The organism is Streptomyces sp. NPDC042100 (assembly GCF_055582325.1).
The window spans coordinates 288,446-314,106 of sequence record NZ_JBVJDK010000002.1 but is presented as its reverse complement, the minus strand read 5'-3'; the positions used below and the strand labels follow the sequence as shown (position 1 = coordinate 314,106).

The window sequence follows — 25,661 nt, the reverse complement described above, 5'->3', positions numbered from 1 at the left end:
GGGCTTACGCCTTGCTGCGCGAGGCCTTGTAGTGCTGGGCCGCGACCTCGGCGACCTGGTCCAGGCTGAGGCCCTGCCCGCCGGTCATCATCGTCGACAGGTCGATGACGTTCACGGCGCCCAGGGTGCTGTAGTCGGCCCAGATGCAGGTGGGCACCTGGAAGGACTTCGGGCCGGGCGAGGTCTGCGCGCCGGTGTTCTCCAGCTTGAGGTACTGGCACTTGAGCAGCGCACCGTCGAAGCCCGCCGGGGTCTTCGCCTCGGGGCTGCCGACCGGCGTCACCTTGACGCCTTCGGCCTTGGCGCTCTGGTCCTTCTCGTAGTTCGCGAACGCGGCGTCGAGCGCCTTCGACGGGTCGGCGATGTCGCCCCACATCCCGTTCAGGCTCATGCTCTTGCCCTTGAGCGGGTCGGTCGAGTCCCCCGCCTTGTAGGAGGCCGTGACCGGGTGGGGGTTCTTGATCCCCATCAGCTCCGCGCTGGCCTTCTGCTTGTCGGTCGGGTCGTCGGTCTTGTCGGCGCCCTCCTTCTTGTACTCGCCGACCGTCGCCGCGGGGGTGATCTTGTACCCCTTGGTGGAGTCGGCGACGGCGCCGTTCCCGCCGCCCCCGCCGCCTATGACGAAGTACGCGCCCACCGCCAGCGCCGCGACCACGGCGACGCCGCCGATGATCCAGCCGGCCTTGCTCTTCTTGACGGGCGGCGGCGGGGGCAGGTAGCCGCCGGGGCCCTGGGGGGCGCCGTACGGGGGCTGCTGGCCGTAGCCGGGCTGCGGCGGCTGGCCCTGGGGCGGGTAGCCGTACGGCTGCTGCTGCTGCGGCGGGACACCCTGGGGGGCCTGGGGCGGGTAGCCGTATCCCGGCGGCGGGGCCTGCGGGGGCTGACCGTACGGGCCGGGCTGCTGCGGCTGCTGGCCGTAGGGGCCGGGCTGGCCGTACGGACCGGGCTGCTGCGGCTGGCCGCCGTACGGGCCCGGCTGGTTGTAGCTCATGGACAGGTTCCCCTCACAAGATGTTTATGCCTGGCGGACATCCTGGCGGAAGCCGTGTCCCACCGGGGCGGCGGGGGCCACACCGTTACCGAACAATCGCGTTTCGGGCAGACCCCGGAAGCCCCCTAAACTGGGCTCGTGACCGAGAACACTCAGCAGCAGACAGCCGCCCCCACCGAACTGCCGACCGCGTACGCGCCGGCCGAAGTAGAGGGGAAGCTGTACGAGCGCTGGGTAGAGCGGGGCTACTTCGAGGCGGACGAGAAGAGCGACAAGCCGCCGTTCACCATCGTCATCCCACCGCCGAACGTCACCGGCTCGCTCCACCTGGGCCACGCCTTCGAGCACACCCTCATCGACGCCCTGACCCGCCGCAAGCGGATGCAGGGCTACGAGACGCTGTGGCAGCCCGGCATGGACCACGCCGGCATCGCCACCCAGAACGTGGTCGAGCGCGAGCTCGCCAAGGAGGGCAAGTCCCGCCACGACCTGGGCCGCGAGGCCTTCGTCGAGCGCGTCTGGCAGTGGAAGGCCGAGTCCGGCGGCCAGATCTCGGGGCAGATGAGGCGCCTCGGTGACGGCGTCGCCTGGTCCCGCGAGCGCTTCACCATGGACGAGGGCCTGTCCCAGGCCGTCCAGACCATCTTCAAGAAGCTCTACGACGACGAGCTGATCTACCGCGCCGAGCGCATCATCAACTGGTGCCCGCGCTGCCTCACCGCGATCTCCGACATCGAGGTCGAGTACCAGGACGACGACGGCGAGCTCGTCTCCATCCGGTACGGCGAGGGCGACTCCGAGATCGTCGTCGCCACCACCCGCGCCGAGACGATGCTGGGTGACACGGCCGTCGCCGTCCACCCGGACGACGAGCGCTACCAGCACATGATCGGCACCGAGATCGAGCTGCCGCTCACCGGCCGCCGCATCCCGGTCGTCGCCGACACCCACGTCGACCCGGCCTTCGGCACCGGCGCCGTCAAGGTGACCCCGGCGCACGACCCGAACGACTTCGAGATCGGCCAGCGGCACGACCTCCCGTCGATCGCCGTCATGGACGAGCACGCGGTCATCACCGTGCACGGCCCCTTCCTCGGCCTGGACCGCCTGGAGGCCCGCTCCGCCATCGTCGCCGCGCTGCGCGCCGAGGGCCGGATCGTCGCCGAGAAGCGCCCGTACACCCACTCCGTCGGCCACTGCTCGCGCTGCAAGACCACCATCGAGCCGCGCCTGTCGATGCAGTGGTGGGTCAAGGTCGGCCCGCTCGCCAAGGCCGCCGGTGACGCGGTCCGCGACGGCAAGGTCAAGATCCACCCGCAGGAGATGGAGAAGCGGTACTTCGACTGGGTCGACAACCTGCACGACTGGTGCATCTCGCGCCAGCTCTGGTGGGGCCACCGCATCCCCGTCTGGTACGGCCCGAACGGCGAGGTCGTCTGCGTCGGACCCGACGAGCAGCCGCCGAGCGGCGAGGGCTGGACCCAGGACAGCGACGTCCTGGACACCTGGTTCTCCTCCGGCCTGTGGCCGTTCTCCACGCTGGGCTGGCCCGAGCAGACCGACAGCCTCGCGAAGTTCTACCCGAACTCGGTCCTGGTCACCGGCTACGACATCCTCTTCTTCTGGGTCGCCCGGATGATGATGTTCGGTCTGTACGCGATGGACGGCACCCCGCCGTTCCACACCATCGCCCTGCACGGCATGGTCCGTGACCAGAACGGCAAGAAGATGTCGAAGTCCTTCGGCAACGTGGTCAACCCGCTGGACTGGATGGACACGTACGGCTCCGACGCCGTCCGCTTCACCCTGGCCCGCGGCGCCAACCCGGGCGTCGACGTCCCGATCGGCGAGGACTGGGTCCAGGCGTCCAGCAAGTTCGCCAACAAGATCTGGAACGCCACGCGCTTCGCGCTGATGAACGGCGCGACGGTCGAGGGCGAGCTGCCCGACCCGTCCGAGATGACCGCCACGGACCGCTGGATCCTGTCGCGGCTCAACGAGACGGTCGCCGAGGTCGACGCCTTCTACGACGACTACCAGTTCTCGAAGCTGTCGGACGCGCTCTACCACTTCGCGTGGGACGAGGTCTTCGACTGGTACGTCGAGCTGTCGAAGACGACGTTCTTCGCCGGCGGCGAGGGCGCCCGGGTCTCCGGCCGGGTCCTCGGCGAGGTCCTCGACGTCATGCTGCGGCTGCTGCACCCGGTGGTCCCCTTCGTCACCGAGACCCTGTGGACCACGCTGACCGGCGGCGAGTCCGTCGTCATCGCCGACTGGCCGAAGGACAGCGGCTTCCGGGACACGGCCGCCGAGGAGGAGATCGCGCTGGTCCAGCGGGTCATCACCGAGGTCCGCCGGTTCCGCAAGGAGCAGGGTCTCCAGGACGCCCAGAAGGTGCCCGCCCGCCTCACCCTGGCCGGCACCCCGCTGGCCGCCCACGAGGCCGCGATCCGCCAGATCCTGCGCCTCCAGCCGGAGGGCGAGGGCTTCTCGGCCACCGCCACCCTGCCGGTCGCCGGGGCCGAGGTCGCGCTGGACCTGTCCGGCACGATCGACGTCGCCGCCGAGCGCAAGCGCCTGGCCAAGGACCTCGCCGCCGCCGAGAAGGAGAAGGCGCAGGCCCAGGGCAAGCTGGGCAACGAGGCCTTCCTGGCCAAGGCGCCGGACAACGTGGTCGACAAGATCCGTGGCCGGCTCGCCAAGGCGGACGAGGACATCGCCCGCATCCAGGCCCAGCTGGAGAAGCTGCCGCAGGCCTGACGAACGGTACGCGGAAGGGCCCGGAACCACGACTGGTTCCGGGCCCTTCCGCGTACCCCCGCACGTCGTCCCCGCTCAGGACTCCGTGGCGATGGGGCCGACGCCGGCGGTCTCGGCGTTGCGGCGGGTCTTGGCCCAGCCGGTGCGGCCGCGCAGCAGGCGGACGAAGCCTCGGGCGGAGACGAGGAAGAGGTGGTACGCGTACAGCCACAGCGCCAGGCCCCACAGCAGGCCCGTGAGGCGGGAGCGGTCGGGGGCGAACTCGCGGCGGTAGACCGGGCCCCACAGCAGGAAGGGCACGATCGAGGCGAGGCCGAGCGCGAGGGCCAGCGGCCAGGCGGAGAGCAGCACCTCGGCGACGCCGCCGCCCATGACGAGGGCGACCAGCATGACCGCGGTCAGGACCAGGGTCGCGAGGTGGGCGAGGGGCTGGAAGAAGGTGTAGAGGGATTCGAGGACTCCGGAGGCCGTGTAGTGGCGGGAGCCGATGATGCGGCCGGAGTAGCGGACGCACTGGATGTTGCCCTGGGCCCAGCGGGTGCGCTGGGTGAGGAAGCGGCGGGTGTAGGGGAGGGCCTCCTGGGAGACCCAGGTGTCGTGGACGTGGGTGACGCGGTAGCCGGCGAGGCGCATGTGGAGGCCGAGTTCGTAGTCCTCCAGGAGGGCGTCGTGCTGCCAGGGGCGGCGTTCGGCGGCGGCGATGCGATCGAGGGCGGTGAGGCGGGTGAACTGGCCGTTGCCGCCGAGGCCGACGGATCCGGTGCGGCGGCGCAGGAGTTGCATGGCGGTGTTGGAGACGGCGAACTCGGCGTCCTGCATACGGATGAGGAGACGGGCGTACGCGTTGGCGGTGCGGCCCCGGTCGGGGAGGGGCTGGTCGTCGTCGACGTTGCGCATGCGGACGCCGATCTGGACGCCGCCCATGTCGGGGTCGGCGAAGGCGTCGGGGCCGCTGACGTGGGTGAGGGCGTGCGGGGAGACCTGGCCGTCGGCGTCGACGACGCAGACGACGACGCGGGCGCGGTCGGTGCCGGGGGTGTCGCCGAGGTGCGCGTTCAGGGCGTCGTAGGCGGAGTTGAGGGCGGCGCCCTTGCCGACGCGGGCGTCGGGGCGGTGGCGGGACACCAGGTGGACCTGGGGGTCGCGGGTGGCGAGGGCGGTGACGATGGGGGCGGTGAGGTCGTCGCTGGCGTCGTCGATGACCCAGACGTGGGCGTGGGTGAAGTCGGCGCGCAGGCGGGTGACGGTGGTGGCGATGACGGCTTCCTCGTCGCGGCAGGGGACGAAGAAGTGCCAGTCGAAGGCGCTGGGGTCGCCGGGGCGGGCGGGCTCGCGGCGGGCGTACGCGGTGCGGGCGCCGGCCCAGTAGACGAGGAAGCCGCCGAGCAGCAGGAACGGGAAGACGTACAGGAGGAGGTGGAGGCTCATGGGGGTCGGGTCTCCGGTGGGGCTAGGGCTAGGGCGAGGGCGACGGGGGAGCGGGCGCGGGGCCGGGCGCGGGGCCGGGCGCGGGTCAGGCCGCGAGGGCGGCGGTCGGCGCGGACGGGTGCCGCGCGGCGAGCTCCGCGATGAGGGCCGCGATGCGCCCGGAGGCGGTGCCGTCGCCGTACGGGCTGGGGAGGCTCGCGAGGCGGTGCAGGCCCCGCGCGCCCTCGGAGAGGCGGCGGCGGGCGGCGGCGCCGATCCCCGGGCCCGGGCCGACCAGCTCGGCGAAGTCGGCGAGCGACTCGGGGCGCTCGGTGGAGTTGCGGACGACGATCAGCGGGCGGCCGAGGACGGTGGTCTCCTCCTGGACGCCGCCGGAGTCGGAGACGATCAGGGCCGCGTGCCGGGCCAGCGCCAGGAAGGTGCCGTAGCCGGCCGGGGGCAGCACGGTCACGCCGTCGAGCAGCGGCAGCAGCCCGGCGGCCTCGACGCGGGCGCGGGTGCGCGGGTGCAGCGGCAGCACGACGGGCAGCTCGCGGGCGAGAGCGGCCAGCTCGTGCAGGACGGCGCTGAGCGCGAGCTCGTCGTCGGTGTTCTCCGGGCGGTGCACGGTCGCCAGTACGTACCGGTCGGCGTCGAGGCCGTGCGCGGCGAGCAGCAGGGCGCGGTCCCCGGCCGCCGGGAGGTGGTCGCGGACGGCTTCGACGACGGGGTTGCCGGTGACGGCGATCCGCTCGTCCGGGACGCCCTCGGCGAGCAGCAGCGCGCGGTTGTCGGGGGTGGCGGCGCACAGCACGTCGGCGAGCCGGTCGATGAGGACCCGGTTGTGCTCCTCGGGCATCGCCCGGTCGTGGCTGCGCAGCCCGGCCTCCACGTGGACCAGGGGCAGGTCGCGGGCGTTGGCGGCCAGCGCGCCGGCCAGCGCCGCGTTCGTGTCGCCCTGGACCACGACCGCCAGCGGCGGCTCGGCGGCGAAGAGCTCGTCCAGGCCCTGGAGCGCGGCGGCGATCTGCACGGCGCGGGGCTGCCCGCCGACACCGGTCAGGTACTCCGGCTCGGGCAGCCCCAGTTCGGTCAGGAAACCGCCCGAGAGCTCCTCGTCGTAGTGCTGCCCGGTGTGCACCACACGGGCGGCCGGACCGAGCACCCGGATCAGCTCGGCCAGCTTGACCAGCTCCGGGCGGGTACCGAGGACGACGGCGACGCTACGGGCGGGGAGAGTCTTCATGCCTTCACGCTGCGGGCCGTTGGTCGCGCGCAGCGGTGATGGACGGTTGCCCTACGGTTGCGGTGTCGTCGGACCCGCCGGAGCGGGACGAACGGGCGGGACTTTGGTCCCGGGACCGGGGTGTTCCGCGTCACCCGGAGCTGTCGTAACGGTAGCCCAGGCCGCGGACCGCCTCGATCGGGTCGCGGGCCTGCGGGCCACCGGTGGCCCGCAGCTTGCGCCGCAGCCGGAGCACGGCGAACTTCACCCGGTCCCGGCCGATCGCCGTGGTGTCGTCCCAGACCTGGTCGAGGAGCTGTTCGGTGGTGACGACCCGGCCCCGGTTGCGGACCAGGAGCTGGAGCAGCCGGTACTCGATGTCGCTGAGCCGGATCTCCCCGCCGTGCCAGATCGCGGAGCGGCGCTCGGGGACCAGCCGCAGGTCCTCCTCGACCGGCTCGCCGGCCCAGTGGCCGGGTCCCGCGCGGCGCAGCAGGGCCTCGACGCGGGCCAGCAGCTCCTCCTGCGCGAAGGGCTTGACCAGGTAGTCGTCGGCCCCGGAGCGCAGCCCGCGCACCCGGTCGTCGACGTCGCCGAGCCCGGACAGGACGAGGACGGGCAGGTCGCTCATGTCCCGGGTCCGGTCGAGCACCTGCCAGCCGTCGAGCTTCGGCAGCAGCAGGTCGAGCACCATGAGCGCGGGGTGCCGGGCGAACAGCAGCCGCAGCCCCTCGCGCCCGTCGGCGGCCAGGGAGACCTCGTAGCCGCGCCGGGTGAGCAGCACGCGCAGGGCGAGCGAGAGGTCGGGGTCGTCCTCGACGATGAGCACCCGGGTCATCGTCCGGCGGCTCCGTCCTCCCGCGCGGGCGGCGTACGGGGCGCCCCCGGCGGGTCCTGGCCGCTCTCGCGGCCCAGCGGCAGCCGGAGCGTGAAGACCGCGCCCGGGCGGTTGTCGCGGTCGCGGACGGTGATGGTGCCGCCGTGCAGGCGGACCGCGTCCAGGGCGCCCGCCAGGCCGAGGCCGGTGCCGGGGAAGCCGCCCCGGCGGGCGTTGGGGGCGCGGACGAAGGGGGTGAAGATCTCCTCCTGGTACTCCAGCGGGACGCCGATGCCGGTGTCGCGGACCTGGATCGTCCAGTGGCCGTCCCCGGGCCGGCCGATGATCTCGACCCGCCCGTCCTCGGGGGTGTACCGCAAGGCGTTGGCCACCAGTTCCTCCAGGGCGGCGGCGATCAGATGCGGGTCGGCGTGGAGGAGCGGGCCGTCGGACGGGCAGTCGGCGACCAGGTACGGGGCGCCCTCGTCGGAGCGCTGGAGGGCCTCCAGGGCCACCCGGCCGACGAGTTCGTGGACCGCCAGCGGGGCGGGACGGGGCGCCTCGGCGGGCGCCCCGGCGGCGGCGCTCGGCAGGTTCTCGGCGACGGCCTGCATCCGGCGGGCGTTGCGGCGGATCGCGTCGACGAACTCGGCCTGCTCGGGGTCGAGGCGCCCGCCGCCCGGTTCCAGGAGCAGTTCGGCGAAGCTCAGTACCGTGGCGAGCGGGGTGCGCAGCTCGTGCAGCGCGCGGCCGGCGAACGCGGCCCGCTCGTCGGCGAGCGCCGCCAGCTTGCGGACCTGCTCGTACATGCCCTCCTGCGCCTCGTGCTGCCGGGTGACGTCCTCGATCAGCCACAGGTGTCCCAGGAAGGTGTCGCCGTGCCCGACCGGGGCCCGGCGGCGGCGCAGGGTGCGGCCGTCCCGCAGGTGGTAGTCGGCGACCCGGGTGACGGGTGCGCGGGTGCGCGACTCCTGGAGCAGGCGGCGGCGTTCGTCCGGCCGGTCGAGCAGCCCGGCGAGGTGGTCGAGAAGGGGGCCGGGGGCGGTGCCGGGGGAGAGGTCGAGGTCCTCGGGGAGCCGCAGCAGTCCGGCGACCCGGCGGTTCGCCCGCACGATGCGCAGGTCGCGGTCGACGAGGAGGGCCGCCTGGGGGAGGGCGTCGAGCACGGCGGCCGTGGCGTCCACGGACCCTTGGGGTGGTTCGTACACATTTAAGAGTCAAACAGCAATCCGGGCGAAGTGCCCGATCTCACACCAGAAGGGACTTCAGTCCACCGCGACGGGACGAAGGACCCTGGATGATGGAAGACATGTTCCGCCTCCCCGCCTTCCCCGCGCTGCGCCGCTGTGCGGACCGGTGGGCCGTGTCGCGCCGGGCCATGGACGTCGTCGCCGCCGTCAGCGCCTTCTGCCTGATGGTTCTGGACGTGCCCGGGCTCGCCCGCGCCGACAACTCGCTCACCGGCATCACCGCGACCCTGGTCCTCGCGGCCGGCGCGGCCACGCTCGTGCTGCGGCGGAAGGCGCCCTGGGTGCCGTTCGTGGTGGCGCTGGGCCTGATGGGGTGGCTGCACGAGCTGACGATGATCCAGTTCGCGCTGTACTCGCTCGGGCGCTTCCGGGGCCGGCGGCCCGCCGTCCTCGCCACGCTGGTCTACGTGGCCGCCGCCTACGTGCTGTTCAACCTGCCCGGCTGGCCGGCCAAGCACGGCGAGACGCTCAGCGAGTTCCTGAGCCTCGTCGTCCCGATCGGCGCGCTGGCGGCGGGTGTCGGCATCGGCGCGTACCGCCAGGACCTCGTCCTCGCCCTCCAGGTCCAGCGCAGCGAGTCGGCGGCCCGGCAGGCCGTCCAGGAGGAGCGGATCTCGGTCGGCCGGGACGTCCACGACCTGGTGGGCCGGGAGCTCACGGTGCTCGCGGTGCGGGCCGAGGTGCTGGCTGTACGGGCCCGGGGCGACGCGCGCCAGAAGGACTTCGAGGAGCTCGCGGACACCGCCCGGCGCGCGCACCACATGCTCAACGAGACGATCGTGCGGCGGGCCGACGGGGCCGCCGCCACGCCCGGTCTCGAAGGGCTCGCCGCGCTGGCCGAGGAGAGCGAGCGGATGGGCAGCCCGGTGGAGCTGACGGTCGCGCAGGAGGCGCGGGCGCTGTCGCCGCTGCGGCAGACGGCGGTGCACCGGGTGGTGCAGGAGTGCCTGACCAACGCGGCCAAGCACGCGCCGGGCCTGCCCGTGACCGTCTCGATCGCGGTCGAGGGCCGGGAGCTGCGGATCGAGGTCCGCAACCCGCTGGCCAAGACCCCGCCGGACCGCGCGCCCGTCTCCACCGGCACCGGGCTGTTCTCCATGACGGAGCGGGTCCGCAGTATGGGCGGCTCGCTGCGGGCCCGCCGCGAGCACGGCGCGTACGTGGTGACGGCCCTGCTGCCGACCGGCTTCCCGCAGGCCCCGGCCGGTCTCCCCGAGGCACCCGCCGGCTGACGGCCCGGGGGCTGTCAGCGCACGACCTCCGCCTTCCCCAGCACCCGCTGGAGCGCGTCGAACTCCTCCACGCAGCGGCCCGAGCCCAGGGCCACGCAGTCCAGCGGATCGTCGGCGACGAAGACCGGGATGCCGGTGGCCGAGGCCATCCGGAGGTCGAGGCCGGGCAGCAGGGCGCCGCCGCCGGTGAGCACGATGCCGTGCTCCATGACGTCTCCGGACAGCTCCGGCGGGCACTCCTCCAGGGTGACCCGCACCGCCGCGATGATCGCCTCCACCGGCTCGTCGAGCGCCGCCCGCACCGCGGGCACGGTCAGCTCGACCGTGCGCGGCAGCCCGCTGACCTTCTCGCGGCCCCGCACGGTGAAGGTGGACTCCTCGAACTCCTCGCCGCCCGGCACCGGCCAGGCCGAGCCGATGGCGATCTTGACGTCCTCGGCGGTCCGCTCGCCCACCAGCAGCGAGTGCTCCTTGCGCACGAAGTCCGCGATGGCGGTGTCCAGCCGGTCGCCGCCGACCCGCAGGGACTGGGCGGTGACGATCCCGCCGAGCGAGATCACGGCCACCTCGGTCGTGCCGCCGCCGATGTCCACGACCATCGAGCCGCGCGGGTCGGAGACCGGCAGGCCCGCCCCGATCGCCGCCGCCATCGGCTCCTCGATCAGGTGCACCGCCCGCGCGCCCGCCGAGCGCGAGGCGTGCACGATGGCCCGCCGCTCGACCGGGGTCACCCCGCTCGGCACGCACACCACCATCCGGGTGCGCGGGCGCCGGCGCCCGGGGACGGCCTTGCGGACGAAGTGCCGGATCATCTCCTCGGCGGCCTCGTAGTCGCTGATCACGCCGTCCCGCAGCGGGCGGATCGCGGTGATCGACCCGGGCGTGCGGCCGATGGTCTCCTTGGCCTCCGCGCCGACCGCGAGCGCCGTGCGCGAGCCGGCCTGGACGGCCACCACGGAGGGTTCGTTGAGGACGATGCCCTGGCCACGGGCGTAGAGGAGGGTGTTGGCCGTGCCGAGGTCGATGCCTATGTCCATGATCGCCAAGTTTGCCCGGCGGGCCGGGGCGACGGTGGGCCGAAGGTCCCGAATGGGGTGGGTCCAACGTCCTGTCGGCCCCCCTCCGTAGACTGAGGGGCGTGAGTGAGCCGAGCGACCGCAGCGACGACCCGTCCGATGCCTTCGACGATGTCGATCGGATCGACGATTTCGATCAGATCATCGACACCGAGACCGACAGGGACCCCGACCTGGCGGTGATCGAGGCCGGCAGCCGCACCCTGCGCGCCGTGTCCGGCCCGCCGCAGGGCGACCCCGTCCCCTCCCGCCCGCTCGACCCCGAGGTCGACAAGGCGCTGCGGGACGTGGAGACGGAGCTGTCCACCCGCTGGGGCGAGACCAAGCTGGAGCCCTCGGTCACCCGGATCGCGGCCCTGATGGACGTGCTCGGCGAGCCGCAGCGCGCGTATCCCTCGATCCACATCACCGGGACCAACGGCAAGACGTCCACGGCCCGCATGATCGAGGCCCTGCTCGGCGCCTTCGACCTGCGCACCGGGCGCTACACCTCGCCGCACGTGCAGACCATCACCGAGCGGATCAGCCTGGACGGCGCCCCGATCGAGGCCGAGCGCTTCGTCGAGACGTACCGGGACATCCAGCCGTACGTGGAGCTGGTCGACGCCCGCGAGGAGTACCGGCTCTCCTTCTTCGAGGTCCTCACCGGCATGGCGTACGCGGCCTTCGCCGACGCCCCGGTCGACGTGGCCGTCGTCGAGGTCGGCATGGGCGGCACCTGGGACGCGACCAACGTGATCGACGGCTCCGTCGCCGTCGTGACCCCGATCGACCTGGACCACACCGACCGGCTCGGCGACACCACCGGCGCCATCGCCGGCGAGAAGTCCGGGATCATCAAGCAGGACGCCACCGTCATCCTGGCCCAGCAGCCGGTCGACGCGGCCCAGGTGCTGCTGAAGAAGGCCGTCGAGGTCGACGCCACCGTCGCCCGCGAGGGCATGGAGTTCGGCATCGTCTCCCGCGAGATCGCGGTCGGCGGCCAGCTGCTGACCCTGCGCGGCCTGGGCGGCGAGTACGACAACGTGTTCCTGCCGCTGTACGGCGCGCACCAGGCGCACAACGCGGCCGTGGCGCTCGCCGCCGTCGAGGCCTTCTTCGGCATCGGCTCGGAGCACGCCCGCACCCTGGACCTGGACACGGTCCGCCGGGCCTTCGCCCAGGTGGCCTCGCCGGGCCGCCTGGAGGTCGTGCGCTCCTCGCCGACGGTCATCCTGGACGCCGCGCACAACCCGCACGGCGCCCGCGCCACCGCCGACGGCATCACCGAGTCCTTCGGCTTCTCGCGGCTGATCGGCGTCGTCTCCACCAGCGGCGACAAGGACGCCCGAGGGCTCCTGGAGGCCTTCGAGCCGATCTTCGCGGAGATCGTGGTGACGGCGAACTCCAACCCCCGGGCCACCGACGTCGACGCGCTGGCCGCGATCGCGGTCGAGGTCTTCGGCGAGGACCGGGTGGTCGTGGAGCCCCGGCTCGACGACGCCCTGGAGGCGGCGATCACCCTCGCCGAGGAGCAGGACGAGTACGCGGGCGCGGGTGTCCTCGTGACCGGTTCGATCTTCACGGTCGGCGACGCCCGGCTGCTGCTGAAGCGAGGCTGACCGATGCGCACGCTCTGCTCCTCGACGCTGATCGGCGAGTTCTTCGTGATCGGTTTCGCCGGCCTGGTCGCCATGAAGGACGACTCCCTGGAGATGTCCACCGTCTGGACGGTCTGCGGGATCGCCATGGCCCTGTCGGTGCTGCTGTGCGGGATGATCACCCGTCCGGGCGGTGTGCAGGCGGGCTGGGTCCTCCAGCTGGGCCTGGTGGCCAGCGGTTTCTTCGTGCCCGTGATGTTCTTCCTCGGCGCGGTCTTCGCCGTGCTGTGGTGGGCGTCCGTGCACTACGGCCGGAAGATCGACGAGATCAAGGCCGGCTGGGCCGCCCGGGAAGGCTCCGCAGGGCCTGACGCTGCGTGATCGCGGCCGGTGCGGGCCCTGTAGCCTCAAGGCCCGCACCGTTTTTCCGAAGGAGTTCCCCCGTGAGCCAGCGCACGCTCGTCCTGCTGAAGCCCGACGCCGTCCGCCGTGGCCTGGTCGGCGAGATCATCGGTCGCATCGAGCGCAAGGCCGGCTGGACCCTCGCGGCCCTGGAGCTGCGCGAGCTGGACCAGGAGACCCTGGAGCAGCACTACGGCGAGCACAAGGGCAAGCCCTTCTACGAGCCGCTGATGGGCTTCATGGCCTCCGGCCCGGTCGTGGCGCTGGTCGTCGAGGGCGAGCGGGTCATCGAGGGCGTGCGCACCCTGGCCGGCCCGACCGACCCGATCGCCGCCGCCCCCGGCTCCATCCGCGGCGACTTCGGCACCATCGTGCGGGAGAACCTGATCCACGCCTCGGACTCCGAGGAGTCCGCCACGCGCGAGCTGAAGATCTTCTTCCCGGGCCTCGTCTGATCCGGCCCACCCCGGTTGACCGCGTGTCAGCCGAACAGCGCCACCCCCTGGGGCGACCGAAGGAATTCGGTCGCCCCCAGGCATATGAACGCCATTCCCGGGAACGGATCGCCGCGTCCTACCGTCACCTATACAGAGGTGGGCAGAGGCGGTCCGCCGCGCGGTATCCGGGCGGGCGGCACTACGATGGAGAACTCCACGCCGTACCCTCCTCAGCCACCACCTCGCCGACCTGAGAAGCCGTCAACGCTCCGCTAGGGAAGGCCCGACGCATCCTCATGGGAAACAAGGGGAACTCAATGTCGTTCATCGGCCGTGACATGGCTGTCGACCTCGGGACCGCCAACACGCTGGTGTACGTCAGGGGTCGAGGCATCGTTCTGAACGAGCCGTCCGTCGTCGCGATCAACACCAACACCGGCGGCATCCTCGCGGTGGGCGCCGAGGCCAAGAAGATGATCGGCCGCACGCCCGGCAACATCGTCGCCGTGCGCCCGCTGAAGGACGGCGTGATCGCCGACTTCGAGATCACGGAGCGGATGCTCCGCTACTTCATCCTCAAGATCCACAAGCGCCGCTACCTGGCCCGGCCCCGGGTCGTCGTCTGCGTGCCCTCCGGCATCACCGGAGTCGAGCGCCGCGCCGTCATCGAGGCCTCCACCCAGGCCGGCGCCCGCCAGGTGCACATCATCGAGGAGCCCATGGCCGCCGCCATCGGCTCGGGCCTCCCGGTCCACGAGGCCACCGGCAACATGGTCGTCGACATCGGCGGCGGCACCACCGAGGTCGCCGTCATCTCGCTCGGCGGAATCGTCACGGCACAGTCCATCCGGGTGGCCGGCGACGAGCTCGACAACGCGATCATCCAGCACATCAAGAAGGAGTACTCGCTCCTCCTCGGTGAGCGCACCGCCGAGCAGATCAAGATCACCATCGGCTCGGCCTACGACCTCGACCAGGACGAGCACACCGAGATCCGCGGCCGCGACCTCGTCTCGGGCCTCCCCAAGACCGTCGTCATCTCCGCCGCCGAGGTCCGCAAGGCCATCGAGGAGCCGGTGAACGCGATCGTCGACGCCGTGAAGACCACCCTGGACAAGTGCCCGCCGGAGCTCTCCGGTGACGTCATGGACCGAGGCATCGTTCTCACCGGTGGCGGCGCGCTGCTCCGGGGGCTCGACGAGCGCCTGCGCCGCGAGACCGGGATGCCGATCCACATCGCCGAGGACCCGCTGGACTCGGTGGCCCTCGGCTCCGGCAAGTGCGTCGAGGAGTTCGAGGCCCTCCAGCAGGTCCTCGACGCCCAGCCCCGCCGCTGACCCGGCACCGCGCGACCGGCCCGTGAGGGCCGGCCCCGACAACTCCATCCACCCCCGGGCTCCCGGGCCCGGGGGCGCGTCACACCCCCCGTAACCATCGAGGAAGGGCACGGCCGCCGCACGTGAGGGACACACGAGAGAGCCGGCTGCTCCTGGTGCTGCTGATCGCCATCGCGTTCGCACTGATCACGGTGGACATCAGAGGAGGCCAGGAGTCGCCGGTCGACGGTGCCCGACAGGCCGCGGCCGCGGTCTTCGGCCCCGTCGAGAACGGAGTCGCCTCGGCGGTCGACCCCATCGGCAACGCCATAGGAGCGGTCCGCGACTCCGGGGAGCGGCACAACCGGATCGCCGCCCTGGAGCAGGAGAACGCCGCCCTCAAGGCCAAGCTGGGCAGCGACGACCGCAACCGCAACCGCCTGCGCGAGCTCGACGCCATGCTGAAGACCGCCGGCGCCGGCCAGTACGGCATCAAGGGCGCCGAGGTCATCGCGATAGGAGCGGCCCAGGGCTTCTCCTGGACCGTCACCATCGACGTCGGCGCCCGCGACGGCATCCGCCGCGACATGACCGTGCTCAACGGCTCCGGGCTCGTCGGCCGGGTCACCACCGTCGGCCCCTCCACCTCCACGGTGCTGCTGGCCAACGACCCCGACTTCACCGTCGGCACCCGCATGGAGAAGACCGACGAACTCGGCTTCGCCACCGGCCAGGGCGACCGCCCGCTCCTCGTCCAGCTCCTCAACGGCAAGGCCAAGGTGAACAAGGGCGACCGGCTCGTCACCTTCGGCTCGCAGGCCGACAAGCCCTTCGTGCCCGGAGTGCCGGTCGGCGAGGTCGTCCGCGTCGACCCGGCGGGCGGCGGCCTCACCCGCAACGTCTACGTCCGCCCGTACGTCGGCTTCACCAAGCTCGACATCGTCGGCGTCGTCGTCCAGGCCCCGCGCAGCGACCCCCGCGACATGGTGCTGCCGCAGAAGCCCAAGCCCGCGCCGACCGTCACCGTCACGGTCACCCCGCCGCCGCCGGACGGCCAGAAGCCCGCCGACGGCCAGAAGCCCGCCGACCAGGCCCAGGGCCAGGCCGCCGCCGACCAGCGCAAGCCCGACGGGCAGGCCGCCGACCAGCGCAAGCCCGACGGGCAGGCCGCCGCCGACCAGCAGAACCAGCCGCCGCAGGACCAGGGGGACGCCACACCGTGAAGCTGAACCGCATCCTGCTCTGCGCCGCGCTCGTCGTCGTCGCGCTCGTCGTCCAGGTCTCCGTCCTCGCCCGGCTCCAGCTCCCCGGTGCCGTCCCGGACCTCGTCCTGCTCACCGTCGTCGCCCTCGCCCTGTCGTACGGGCACGTCACCGGCGCCCTCACCGGCTTCGCCGCCGGCCTGCTCGCCGACCTCGCCCCGCCCGCCGACCACGCCGCCGGCCGCTACGCCCTGGTGCTCTGCGTCGTCGGCTACCTCTGCGGCCTGGCCCGCCCCGACAACGGGCGCCTGAAGTCCGCCACCGGACCCATGGCCGTGGTCGTCGCCGCCGCCCTCGGCTCCACCCTGCTGTACGCGGGTGTCGGCGCCCTCGTCGGCGACACCGCCGCCCGCCACGTCGGCCTCGGCTTCCTGCTGTTCACCGCGGCCCTCTACGACCTGCTCCTCGCGCCCTTCACCGTGCCGCTGATCATGGCGCTGGCCCGGCGCGCCGAGAACGACCCGCTCGCCGAGGCCACCGGCGCCAACGGGGCCGACGTCGCCTCCGGCTGGCTCTCCTCCGGCACCGGCCTCAGGATCGGCAACCAGCGCGGCGGCCTGCGCGTCAAGGCCGCCCGGACCCGCGCCTCGCGCGCCGGACGCATCAAGGGAGTCAAGCGACTGTGACCCAGGGGGCAGCGGCAGCATGAGCAACATCCCCGAGACCGGGCGGACCCCCCGGGTCCAGATCCGGCTCGTCGTCATCCAGGTCCTCGTCTTCTCCCTGCTCTTCACCCTCGGCGGGCGCCTCTGGTACCTCCAGATCCGCAACGGCCAGGAGTACACCGACGAGGCGAAGAACAACCACGTCCAGCAGGTCGTCCAGCCCGCCGTCCGGGGCTCCATCCTCGACGCCCGCGGCGTCCCGCTCGCCGACAACGAGACCCGGCTCGTGGTCTCCGCCTCGCGCACCGAGCTGATGAAGATGAAGGACGACGGCAAGGCCGTCCTCACCCGGCTCGCCGGCGTCCTCGGCATGAAGCCCGACGAGGTCGTCAACAAGATCCGGCTCTGCGACTCCAAGACCCCCAAGCCCTGCTGGAACGGCTCGCCCTACCAGCCGATCCCCGTCACCGACGAGGCCACCACCCAGCAGGCCCTCCAGATCCGGGAGCGCGCCGAGGACTTCCCCGGCATCACCGCCGAACCCGCCGCCGTCCGCCGCTACCCGGCCCCCGGCAAGTCCCGCACCTCCCAGGTGCTCGGCTATCTGTCGCCCGTCACCGACGGCGAGATCGAGAAGGCCAAGGACACCGACTCCCCGTACCTGCGCTCCGACCAGGTCGGCCGCTCCGGCCTGGAGCGCACCTACGACAAGGAGCTGCGCGGCAAGGCCGGCGTCACCCGCTACGAGGTCGACAACCTCGGCCGGGTCATCGGCCAGGCCAAGAGCGACGCGGCCGTCCCCGGCGCCAACGTCGTCACCTCCATCGACGCCCGCGTCCAGGCGGTCGCCGAATGGGAGCTGCACAACGCGATGGTCGAGGCCCGCAAGGTCTACGACAAGAACACCAGCGAGAACTACAAGGCCGACGCCGGCGCCGTCGTCGTCATGGAGGCGAAGACCGGCCGGATCGTCGCCATGGCCTCGCAGCCCGACTACGACCCCAACGCCTGGGTCGGCGGCATCTCCGCCAAGGACTACGCGGCCCTCACCGGCAAGAACTCCAACTTCCCGCTGCTCAACCGCGCCATCCAGGGCCAGGCCGCGCCCGGCTCCATCTTCAAGGTGGTCTCCAGCACGGCCGCCGTCAACGCCGGGTACGACTTCAACGGGCGCTACCCGTGCCCCTCCTCGTACTCCATCGGCAACCAGGTCTTCAAGAACTTCGAGTCCCAGGGCCACGGCTCCATCACCATCGGGCAGGCCCTGGAGGTCTCCTGCGACACCGTCTACTACGCGCTGGCGCACCAGCAGTGGCAGAAGGACGGCGGGATGAAGCCGAAGAAGAACCCGGGGGACTGGTTCTACAAGACCGCCCACCAGTTCGGCCTCGGCGCCGAGACCGGCATCGACCTCCCCAACGAGGTCACCGGCCGCGTCCCCGACCGCCAGTGGAAGCAGAAGTTCTGGGCGGCCAACAAGGACTGGTGGTGCAAGAACGGCAAGCGCGGCGGCGACTACGTCCAGCAGCTCTCCTACGAGAACTGCCTCGAAGGCAACCTGATGCGCGCCGGTGACTCCGTCAACTACTCCATCGGACAGGGCGACACCCTCGTCACCCCCATCCAGATGGCCACCATCTACGCCGCCATCTCCAACGGCGGCACCCTGTGGAACCCCACCGTCGGCAAGGCCGTCATCAGTGCCGACGGCAAGAAGACCACCGAGATCGCGCCCAAGTCGCACGGCCGGCTGCCCTTCGACGCCAACACCCGCGACTTGATAAACGAGGCCCTCGCGGGAGTCGCGACCCGCGGCACGGCTGCCTGGCGCTTCGGCGGCTGGCCGCAGGACAAGATCCCGATGCACGCCAAGACGGGCACCGCGGAGGTCTACGGCAAGCAGACGACCTCCTGGTTCGCCACGTACACCAAGGACTACGCGATCATCATGACGATCGCCCAGGGTGGTACGGGCTCCGGCGCCTCCGGCCCCGCCGTGCGCAACATCTACGACGCGCTCTACGGGCTCGACGACGCCGGCAAGCAGGACCTGAAGCGGGCCCTGCTGCCGCAGCCGCAGCGGGCGCTGCCGAAGATCCAGCCGGACGGCTCCATCGACGCCCCGAAGATCGGCCCGTACGACCCCGACGCCGGCAAGGTCGACCCCGCCGACCCGCTCAAGCAGGTCGCCGACCAGGGCGGCAACCCGCCCGCCGACCCCGCGGACCCCGCCGTACCGGCGAAGAAGCCCGACGACCCGCTCGCGGGTCCGCCCGCCACCCGAGGGAGGCTCTGAACGGATGACCACACCCCACGGCTTCTCCGTCTCCCGCTACGCCCCCGAGCGCGGCACCCTGGCGCGGCTGACCGCCCGCGACTCGGTGCTGCGCCGGCTCGACTGGCCGATCCTGCTCTCCGCGCTCGGCCTGTCCCTGATGGGCTCGCTGCTCGTCTGGTCCGCCACCCGGGGCCGCACCGCGCTCAACCAGGGCGACCCGTACTACTTCCTCTTCCGGCACGTCCTCAACACCGGCATCGGGCTCGCCCTGATGATCGGCACCATCTGGCTCGGCCACCGCACCCTGCGCGGGGCCGTGCCGATCCTCTACGGCCTGTCGATCCTGCTGATCCTGGCCGTCCTCACCCCGCTCGGCGCCACCATCAACGGCGCCCACGCCTGGATCGTCGTCGGCGGCGGCTTCTCGCTCCAGCCCAGCGAGTTCGTGAAGATCACGATCATCCTGGTGATGGCGATGCTGCTCGCCGCGAAGGTCGACGCGGGCGACCAGCTCCACCCCGACCACCGCACCGTCGCCAAGGCGCTCACGCTCGCCGCGCTCCCCATGGGCATCGTCATGCTGATGCCCGACCTCGGCTCCGTGATGGTCATGGCCGTCATCGTGCTCGGCGTGCTGCTCGCCTCCGGCGCCTCCAACCGCTGGGTCCTCGGCCTCATCGGCGCCGGCGTCCTCGGCGCCGTCCTGGTCACCGCGCTCGGGATGCTCGACGAGTACCAGATCAACCGCTTCGCCGCCTTCGCCAACCCCGACCTCGACCCGGCCGGCGTCGGCTACAACACCAACCAGGCGCGCATCGCCATCGGCTCCGGCGGGCTGCTCGGCGCGGGCCTCTTCAAGGGCTCCCAGACCACCGGCCAGTTCGTCCCCGAACAGCAGACCGACTTCGTCTTCACCGTCGCGGGCGAGGAGCTCGGCTTCGTCGGCGCCGGACTGATCCTCGTCCTGCTCGGCGTCATCCTCTGGCGGGCCTGCCGGATCGCCCGCGAGACCACCGAGCTGTACGGCACGATCGTCGCCGCCGGCATCATCGCCTGGTTCGCCTTCCAGTCCTTCGAGAACATCGGCATGACCCTCGGCATCATGCCGGTCGCCGGACTCCCGCTGCCCTTCGTCTCCTACGGCGGCTCGTCCATGTTCGCCGTCTGGGTGGCGATCGGACTGCTCCAGTCGATCCGGGTGCAGCCGAAGATAACGGCCTGAGCCGTACTGCCCCCGCGCCCCTTCCGCGTCTAGATTCGAAGTATGGCGGAGACGAAGCGCGAGATCGAGCGCAAGTACGAGGCCGACGACGGGACGGTGCTCCCCGACCTCACCCGGGCGGCCGGGGTCGCGGCCGTCACCGACGAGGGCGTCACCGAGCTCGACGCCGTCTACTACGACACGGCCGACCTGCGGCTCGCCGCCGCCTCGCTCACCCTGCGCCGCCGCACCGGCGGCGCGGACGCCGGCTGGCACCTGAAGTTCCCCGTCGCCACCGGCATCCGCGACGAGATCAGAGCCCCGCTCTCGGAGACCCTGCCCGGCTCCCTGGCGGGGCTCGTCCGCTCCCTGGTCCGCGACGAGCCCGTCCGCCCCGTCGTGCGGCTGCGCTCCCGGCGCGACGTGCGCCTGCTGACCGGGAAGGACGGCGCCCTCCTCGCCGAGCTCTCCGTCGACACCGTGCGCGCCGAACGCCTCACCGGCCCCGGCGAGGCCGCCTGGACCGAGATCGAGGTCGAGCTGGCCGACGGCGCCGACCCGGCGGTCCTCGACGCCGTCGGCCGCCGCCTGGAGAAGGCCGGCATCCGGCCCTCGGCGGCCCCCTCGAAGCTGGCCCGCGCGCTCGCCGAGACCGGCGCCGCGGCCCCGGACCGCCTCCCGGACGGCGGCCCGGCCCCCGCCCCGGCCCCCGGCACCGCGGGCCACGCCGTCCTCGCGTACCTCCGGACCCAGCGCGACGCGCTCGTCGCCCTCGACCCCGCCGTGCGCCGCGAGCTCCCCGACTCCGTGCACCGGATGCGGGTCGCCTGCCGCCGCCTGCGCAGCGCCCTCCGGACGTACGGCACGGTCCTCGACCGGGATCGCACCGGCCCGCTCGGCGCGGAGCTCAAGTGGCTCGCCGGCGAGCTCGGCGCCGCCCGCGACGAGGAGGTCCTCGGCACCCGGCTCGCCGGCCGCCTCGACGCACTGCCCGGGAGCCTGCGGATCGGCCCGGTCCACGCCCGGCTGCGCCGGCGCGGCGCGGGGCGCGCGGACGAGGCCCGGCGCACGGCGCTCGCCGCCCTCGACTCGGCGCGCCACCTCGCGCTCCTGGACGCCCTCGACGCCCTCCTCGCCGACCCGCCGCTGCGCCCGGCCGCCGCCCGCGAGGCCGACCGGGTGCTCGCCCGCGCCGCCCGCAAGGACCTCGACCGGGTCGACCGCCGCTTCGGCCACGCCCTCGCGCTCGGCCCCGGACCGGCCCGTGACCTCGCCCTGCACGAGGCCCGCAAGGCCGCCAAACGCGCCCGCTACGCCGGGGAGGCCGCCCGCCCCGTCCTCGGCAAGCCCGCGAAACGCCTGGCCACGCGGATGAAGGCGGTGCAGACCCTGCTCGGCGAGCACCAGGACGGCGTCGTCGCCCGCACCGCCCTGCGCGAGCTCGCGGCCCAGGCGCACGGGGCCGGCGAGTCCGCGTTCACCTGGGGACTCCTGTACGGACGGGAGGAGGCCGAGGCGGCGGCGCGGGAGCGGGAGCTGCCCGGACTCCGGAAGCGGGCCGGGGCCCCGGCGCTGCGGGCGTCCTTGGGCCGCTGAGCCCCGGGGTACGCTTGAGAGTCGCCCCCCTGCCAGCTCACGAAGGTTCGAGATGTCTGCTGCCGAGTCTGTCTTCCCACAGCTCGAAGCTCTGCTCCCGCACGTGCAGAAGCCGATTCAGTACGTCGGTGGAGAGCTGAACTCCACGGTCAAGCCCTGGGAGTCCGCCGACGTCCGCTGGGCGCTGATGTACCCGGACGCGTACGAGGTCGGCCTGCCCAACCAGGGCGTCATGATCCTCTACGAGGTGCTGAACGAGCGCGAGGGCGTCCTCGCCGAGCGCACCTACAGCGTGTGGCCGGACCTCGAAGAGCTGATGCGCGAGCACCAGGTGCCGCAGTTCACCGTGGACAGCCACCGCCCCGTCGGCGCCTTCGACGTCTTCGGCCTCAGCTTCTCCACCGAGCTCGGCTACACCAACATGCTCACCGCCCTCGACCTCGCGGGCATCCCGCTGGAGGCCAGGGACCGGACCGTCGACCACCCGATCGTGCTCGCGGGCGGCCACGCCGCCTTCAACCCCGAGCCGATCGCGGACTTCATCGACGCGGCGATCATCGGCGACGGCGAGCAGGCCGTGCTCGACATGACCGAGATCATCCGCCAGTGGAAGGCCGAGGGCCGCCCCGGCGGGCGCGAGGAGGTCCTGTTCCGCCTCGCGAAGACCGGCTCGGTGTACATCCCGGCGTTCTACGACGTCGAGTACCTGCCGGACGGGCGCATCGGCCGCGTCGTGCCGAACAAGTCCGGCGTGCCGTGGCGGGTGTCCAAGCACACCGTCATGGACCTCGACGAGTGGCCCTACCCCAAGCAGCCGCTCGTCCCGCTCGCGGAGACCGTCCACGAGCGCATGTCCGTCGAGATCTTCCGAGGCTGCACCCGAGGCTGCCGCTTCTGCCAGGCCGGCATGATCACGCGCCCCGTGCGGGAGCGAAGCATCACCGGCATCGGCGAGATGGTGGAGAAGGGCCTCAAGGCGACGGGCTTCGAGGAGGTCGGCCTGCTCTCGCTGTCCTCCGCGGACCACACGGAGATCGGCGAGATCGCCAAGGGCCTGGCCGACCGCTACACCGAGGACAAGATCGGTCTCTCGCTGCCGTCGACCCGCGTGGACGCGTTCAACGTCGACCTCGCCAACGAGCTGACGCGCAACGGGCGCCGCTCCGGCCTGACCTTCGCCCCCGAGGGCGGCTCCGAGCGGATGCGCAAGGTCATCAACAAGATGGTCTCGGAGGAGGACCTGATCCGGACCGTCTCCACCGCGTACGGCAACGGCTGGCGCCAGGTGAAGCTGTACTTCATGTGCGGCCTGCCGACGGAGACCGACGAGGACGTCCTGCAGATCGCCGACATGGCGATCAACGTGATCGCCGAGGGCCGCAAGGTCTCCGGCCAGAACGACATCCGCTGCACCGTCTCCATCGGCGGCTTCGTGCCCAAGCCGCACACCCCGTTCCAGTGGGCCCCGCAGCTCTCCGCCGAGGAGACCGACGCGCGCCTGCTGAAGCTGCGCGACAAGATCCGGGGCGACAAGAAGTACGGCCGCTCCATCGGCTTCCGCTACCACGACGGCAAGCCCGGCATCGTCGAGGGCCTGCTGTCCCGGGGCGACCGGCGGATCGGCGCGGTCATCCGCGCGGTGTACGAGGACGGCGGCCGCTTCGACGGCTGGCGCGAGCACTTCTCGTACGACCGCTGGATGGCGTGCGCCGAGAAGACGCTGCCCGACTTCGGCGTGGACGTCGCCTGGTACACCACCCGCGAGCGCACCTACGAGGAGGTCCTGCCCTGGGACCACCTGGACTCCGGTCTCGACAAGGACTGGCTCTGGGAGGACTGGCAGGACGCCCTCGACGAGACCGAGGTCGAGGACTGCCGCTGGACCCCGTGCTTCGACTGCGGCGTCTGCCCGCAGATGGACACCCACATCCAGATCGGCCCGACGGGCAAGAAGCTGCTGCCGCTGTCGGTCGTGAACACGTAGCGCCATAACGCTCCGGTGACGGCCCGGCGAAGGGGAAACCCTTCGCCGGGCCGTCGCGTCGTTCTCGTCGTGAACATGGAAAACAGGGGCTGCCTCACCGCCGTGGCCCGCGCGGTCGCCCTCGTGGTCGTCGTCCCCGTCCGACTGCTCTGGGACGCCCTGCGGTACCTCGCGAAACACCTCTGGCGCCTGGTCCTCGCCCCGGTCGGCCGCGCGCTCGCCTGGCTGGCCGAGTACCTGCTGCTGGTGCCGCTGCGGTGGCTGTGGCGCCGGGTCCTGGTGCCGGTGGGCCGCGCGTTCGCCTGGCTGGCCGAGCACCTGCTGCTCGTCCCGCTGCGGTGGCTGTGGCGCGAGGCCCTCGTCCCGCTCGGCCGCGCGTTCGCCTGGCTGGCCGAGCACCTGCTGCTGGTCCCGCTGCGGTGGCTGTGGCGCTGGATCGTCGTCCCCGTCGCCCGCGCCCTGTGGTGGCTGCTCGACCGGATCCTCCTCACCCCGGCCGGATGGCTCTGGCAGTGGCTCCTCGCGCCGTCCCTCCGCTGGGCCTGGGACGTCGCCGGCATCCTCTCCCGCGCCCTCGGCCGGGCCCTCGCCTGGACGCTCTGGCACGGCGTCGGCCGCCCCCTCGCCTGGGCGTACCGGGTGATCCTCACTCCCATGGGCCACTGGCTGCACACCTACGCCGTACGCCCCGCCGCCGAAGCCGCGCGGGCCGTGCGCGCCGCCACCCGCGAGGTGTGGCGGGCCCTCTTCGGCGGCCCCGTCTGACCGGCCCGGGGAACCGGAGGTGGCCCGGGCGCGTACTCTGGGTAGTACAACGAACGTACCCGGCGCGGCCCCCGCACCCGAGATCTCCCCGTTCCGGCGGGGGTGAGCCGGGCGGGCCCCCCAGGGCACACCGCATTTCGTGGGCGGCGCCACACCGCGCCCGCCCCGCACCGAGGAGAAGAACCACTGGGCAAGCGACAGCCCGAAGGCCCGCCGCCCGCCCCGGCGGTGCAGCGCATCCGACTGCGCTACACCAAGCGCGGACGCCTCCGGTTCACCAGCCACCGTGACTTCCAGCGCGCCTTCGAGCGCGCGCTGCGCCGCGCCGAGGTGCCCATGGCGTACTCGGCCGGCTTCACCCCGCACCCCAAGGTGTCGTACGCCAACGCCGCCCCCACGGGCACGGGCTCCGAGGCCGAGTACCTGGAGATCGCCCTCGCCGAGGCGCGCGACCCCCAGACGCTCCGGCTCCTGCTCGACGAGTCCCTGCCGGACGGGCTCGACATCACCGACGCCGTCGAGGCCCGCACCTCCGGCCTGGCCGACCGGCTGACCGCCTCCGTCTGGGAGCTGCGCCTCGACGGCGTGGACCCCGAGGACGCGCGGAAGGCCGTCGAGACGTTTCTCGCGGCCGAGACGGTGGAAGTACAGCGCAAGACCAAGAACGGCATCCGCACCTTCGACACCCGTGCCGCCGTCGTCGACCTGACCTCGGCCGCCCCGGGCGATCCCCAGGGTGATAGGCCGCTGGACAGCGCCTGTGCGATACTGCGGCTGGTTGTTCGGCACGTGACACCTGCCGTACGACCTGACGACGTCCTGTCCGGTCTCCGAGCTGTGGCCGACCTGGCGCCGCCGGTCCCCGCAGCGGTGACCAGGCTGGCGCAGGGGCTCTTCGACGAGGAGTCCGGCACGGTGACCGACCCGCTCGCGCCCGACCGCGAGGCAGTCACGGCCGCCCCATCCACGGCCGCCGCGACCGCCTCAGCGACGGCGCCGGGTGCGGGCACCGCGTAGGGAGCGGTCGTCGTAGCGCAGCCCTCGTATCCGGGAGCCACCTGGGTCGGGCCGCGCGTTGACCACAAGACTTTCGCCAGGCCGTCCGCAGAAGGCGTACGGAACCGGCGAGCCAGACATACAGCTCCCGTGCGGCGCCCGCGCCCCGGACGGCGGCACCGCGCACTTCGCGCGTTCGTGCCGCCGGACCGGACTCAGACGCGGCGCCCGGGGGCGTGACGGGAGAACCGCCCGACATGCTCGAACAGCACGAAGACAACGCCGCCGAAGGCGTCGACAACGCACCCGGTGACAAGCTGCCGCCGCGCCGCAGGCGCCGCGCCGCTTCCCGGCCGGCCGGCCCGCCGGTGACCGCCGGGTCCGCCGAGACCACCGACACCCCCGCCGCGCCGGTCGCGCCGGTCGCCGAGGCTCCCGCCCTGGCCGCCGAGGAGGCCGCTCCGGCCCCGCGCACCCGTCG

At 72.6% G+C, this 25,661-nt stretch carries 21 protein-coding genes; 15 read left to right on the top strand and 6 right to left on the bottom strand.

All coding sequences use genetic code 11. The features are described 5' to 3' along the window. Positions 1-4: 4 nt before the first annotated feature. Positions 5-991 carry a hypothetical protein gene (locus ACZ6J5_RS05650; protein ID WP_469387929.1) on the bottom strand — a complete coding sequence of 329 codons (987 nt, stop codon included), beginning with the start codon at positions 989-991 and terminating at the stop codon, positions 5-7. A 138-nt stretch (positions 992-1,129) separates the two neighbouring features. Between ACZ6J5_RS05650 and ACZ6J5_RS05645 the strand changes: the two genes are divergently transcribed. After that, positions 1,130-3,751: a valine--tRNA ligase gene (locus ACZ6J5_RS05645; protein ID WP_469387927.1), complete on the top strand. Its 2,622-nt coding sequence runs from the start codon at positions 1,130-1,132 to the stop codon at positions 3,749-3,751. A 75-nt stretch (positions 3,752-3,826) separates the two neighbouring features. Here the strand turns inward: ACZ6J5_RS05645 and ACZ6J5_RS05640 are convergent, their stop codons facing one another. The 4 genes from ACZ6J5_RS05640 to ACZ6J5_RS05625 form a co-directional block, all read right to left on the bottom strand. Then, complete coding sequence (locus ACZ6J5_RS05640) at positions 3,827-5,179, bottom strand: glycosyltransferase family 2 protein (protein ID WP_469387925.1); 1,353 nt, start codon at positions 5,177-5,179, stop codon at positions 3,827-3,829. A gap of 85 nt (positions 5,180-5,264) precedes the next feature. Then, positions 5,265-6,404, bottom strand: a complete 1,140-nt coding sequence (wecB, locus tag ACZ6J5_RS05635; RefSeq protein ID WP_469387923.1) for a non-hydrolyzing UDP-N-acetylglucosamine 2-epimerase — start codon at positions 6,402-6,404, stop codon at positions 5,265-5,267. A 130-nt stretch (positions 6,405-6,534) separates the two neighbouring features. Continuing rightward, positions 6,535-7,221 carry a response regulator transcription factor gene (locus tag ACZ6J5_RS05630; RefSeq protein ID WP_469387921.1) on the bottom strand — a complete coding sequence of 229 codons (687 nt, stop codon included), beginning with the start codon at positions 7,219-7,221 and terminating at the stop codon, positions 6,535-6,537. Beyond that, on the bottom strand, positions 7,218-8,384 hold the full coding sequence (locus ACZ6J5_RS05625) for a sensor histidine kinase (RefSeq protein WP_469387919.1): 1,167 nt from the start codon (positions 8,382-8,384) through the stop codon (positions 7,218-7,220). The genes ACZ6J5_RS05630 and ACZ6J5_RS05625 overlap by 4 nt, the downstream gene beginning before the upstream one ends. A 125-nt stretch (positions 8,385-8,509) precedes the next feature. Here ACZ6J5_RS05625 and ACZ6J5_RS05620 point away from each other — a divergent pair, with 125 nt between their 5' ends. Next, a complete protein-coding gene (locus tag ACZ6J5_RS05620) occupies positions 8,510-9,682 on the top strand; it encodes a sensor histidine kinase (RefSeq protein ID WP_469387917.1) in 1,173 nt (390 codons plus the stop codon). A gap of 14 nt (positions 9,683-9,696) precedes the next feature. Here ACZ6J5_RS05620 and ACZ6J5_RS05615 read toward each other — a convergent pair whose 3' ends face one another. Further along, on the bottom strand, positions 9,697-10,719 hold the full coding sequence (locus ACZ6J5_RS05615; protein ID WP_469387915.1) for a rod shape-determining protein: 1,023 nt from the start codon (positions 10,717-10,719) through the stop codon (positions 9,697-9,699). Positions 10,720-10,820: 101 nt separating this feature from the next. Here ACZ6J5_RS05615 and folC point away from each other — a divergent pair, with 101 nt between their 5' ends. The 13 genes from folC to ACZ6J5_RS05550 form a co-directional block, all read left to right on the top strand. Further along, positions 10,821-12,359, top strand: coding sequence for a bifunctional tetrahydrofolate synthase/dihydrofolate synthase (folC, locus tag ACZ6J5_RS05610; protein WP_469387913.1), 1,539 nt, complete (start codon positions 10,821-10,823; stop codon positions 12,357-12,359). A 3-nt stretch (positions 12,360-12,362) separates the two neighbouring features. Continuing rightward, positions 12,363-12,719: a DUF4233 domain-containing protein gene (locus ACZ6J5_RS05605; protein WP_469387911.1), complete on the top strand. Its 357-nt coding sequence runs from the start codon at positions 12,363-12,365 to the stop codon at positions 12,717-12,719. 62 nt (positions 12,720-12,781) lie between these two features. Next, complete coding sequence (gene ndk, locus ACZ6J5_RS05600) at positions 12,782-13,195, top strand: nucleoside-diphosphate kinase (RefSeq protein ID WP_469387910.1); 414 nt, start codon at positions 12,782-12,784, stop codon at positions 13,193-13,195. A gap of 299 nt (positions 13,196-13,494) precedes the next feature. Beyond that, the gene (locus ACZ6J5_RS05595) at positions 13,495-14,514 is read left to right on the top strand and encodes a rod shape-determining protein (protein WP_046905593.1); all 1,020 of its coding nucleotides are present in this window, start codon (positions 13,495-13,497) and stop codon (positions 14,512-14,514) included. 122 nt (positions 14,515-14,636) lie between these two features. Continuing rightward, a complete protein-coding gene (gene mreC, locus ACZ6J5_RS05590; RefSeq protein WP_469387907.1) occupies positions 14,637-15,716 on the top strand; it encodes a rod shape-determining protein MreC in 1,080 nt (359 codons plus the stop codon). Then, a complete protein-coding gene (mreD, locus tag ACZ6J5_RS05585) occupies positions 15,713-16,381 on the top strand; it encodes a rod shape-determining protein MreD (RefSeq protein WP_469387905.1) in 669 nt (222 codons plus the stop codon). The genes mreC and mreD overlap by 4 nt, the downstream gene beginning before the upstream one ends. Before the next feature lie 19 nt (positions 16,382-16,400). Further along, positions 16,401-18,656 carry a penicillin-binding protein 2 gene (mrdA, locus tag ACZ6J5_RS05580; protein WP_469387904.1) on the top strand — a complete coding sequence of 752 codons (2,256 nt, stop codon included), beginning with the start codon at positions 16,401-16,403 and terminating at the stop codon, positions 18,654-18,656. Between the two features lie 4 nt (positions 18,657-18,660). After that, positions 18,661-19,860, top strand: coding sequence for a rod shape-determining protein RodA (rodA, locus tag ACZ6J5_RS05575; RefSeq protein WP_469387903.1), 1,200 nt, complete (start codon positions 18,661-18,663; stop codon positions 19,858-19,860). Positions 19,861-19,902: 42 nt separating this feature from the next. Continuing rightward, positions 19,903-21,435, top strand: coding sequence for a CYTH and CHAD domain-containing protein (locus tag ACZ6J5_RS05570; RefSeq protein WP_469387901.1), 1,533 nt, complete (start codon positions 19,903-19,905; stop codon positions 21,433-21,435). Between the two features lie 52 nt (positions 21,436-21,487). Then, positions 21,488-23,419, top strand: a complete 1,932-nt coding sequence (locus ACZ6J5_RS05565; protein ID WP_469387899.1) for a TIGR03960 family B12-binding radical SAM protein — start codon at positions 21,488-21,490, stop codon at positions 23,417-23,419. Between the two features lie 75 nt (positions 23,420-23,494). Beyond that, positions 23,495-24,184 carry a hypothetical protein gene (locus ACZ6J5_RS05560; protein WP_469387898.1) on the top strand — a complete coding sequence of 230 codons (690 nt, stop codon included), beginning with the start codon at positions 23,495-23,497 and terminating at the stop codon, positions 24,182-24,184. A gap of 228 nt (positions 24,185-24,412) precedes the next feature. Then, on the top strand, positions 24,413-25,201 hold the full coding sequence (locus ACZ6J5_RS05555) for a TIGR03936 family radical SAM-associated protein (RefSeq protein ID WP_469387896.1): 789 nt from the start codon (positions 24,413-24,415) through the stop codon (positions 25,199-25,201). 236 nt (positions 25,202-25,437) lie between these two features. Then, positions 25,438-25,661, top strand: a 224-nt coding sequence (locus ACZ6J5_RS05550) for a hypothetical protein (protein ID WP_469387894.1), incomplete at its 3' end; no start/stop codon positions are given.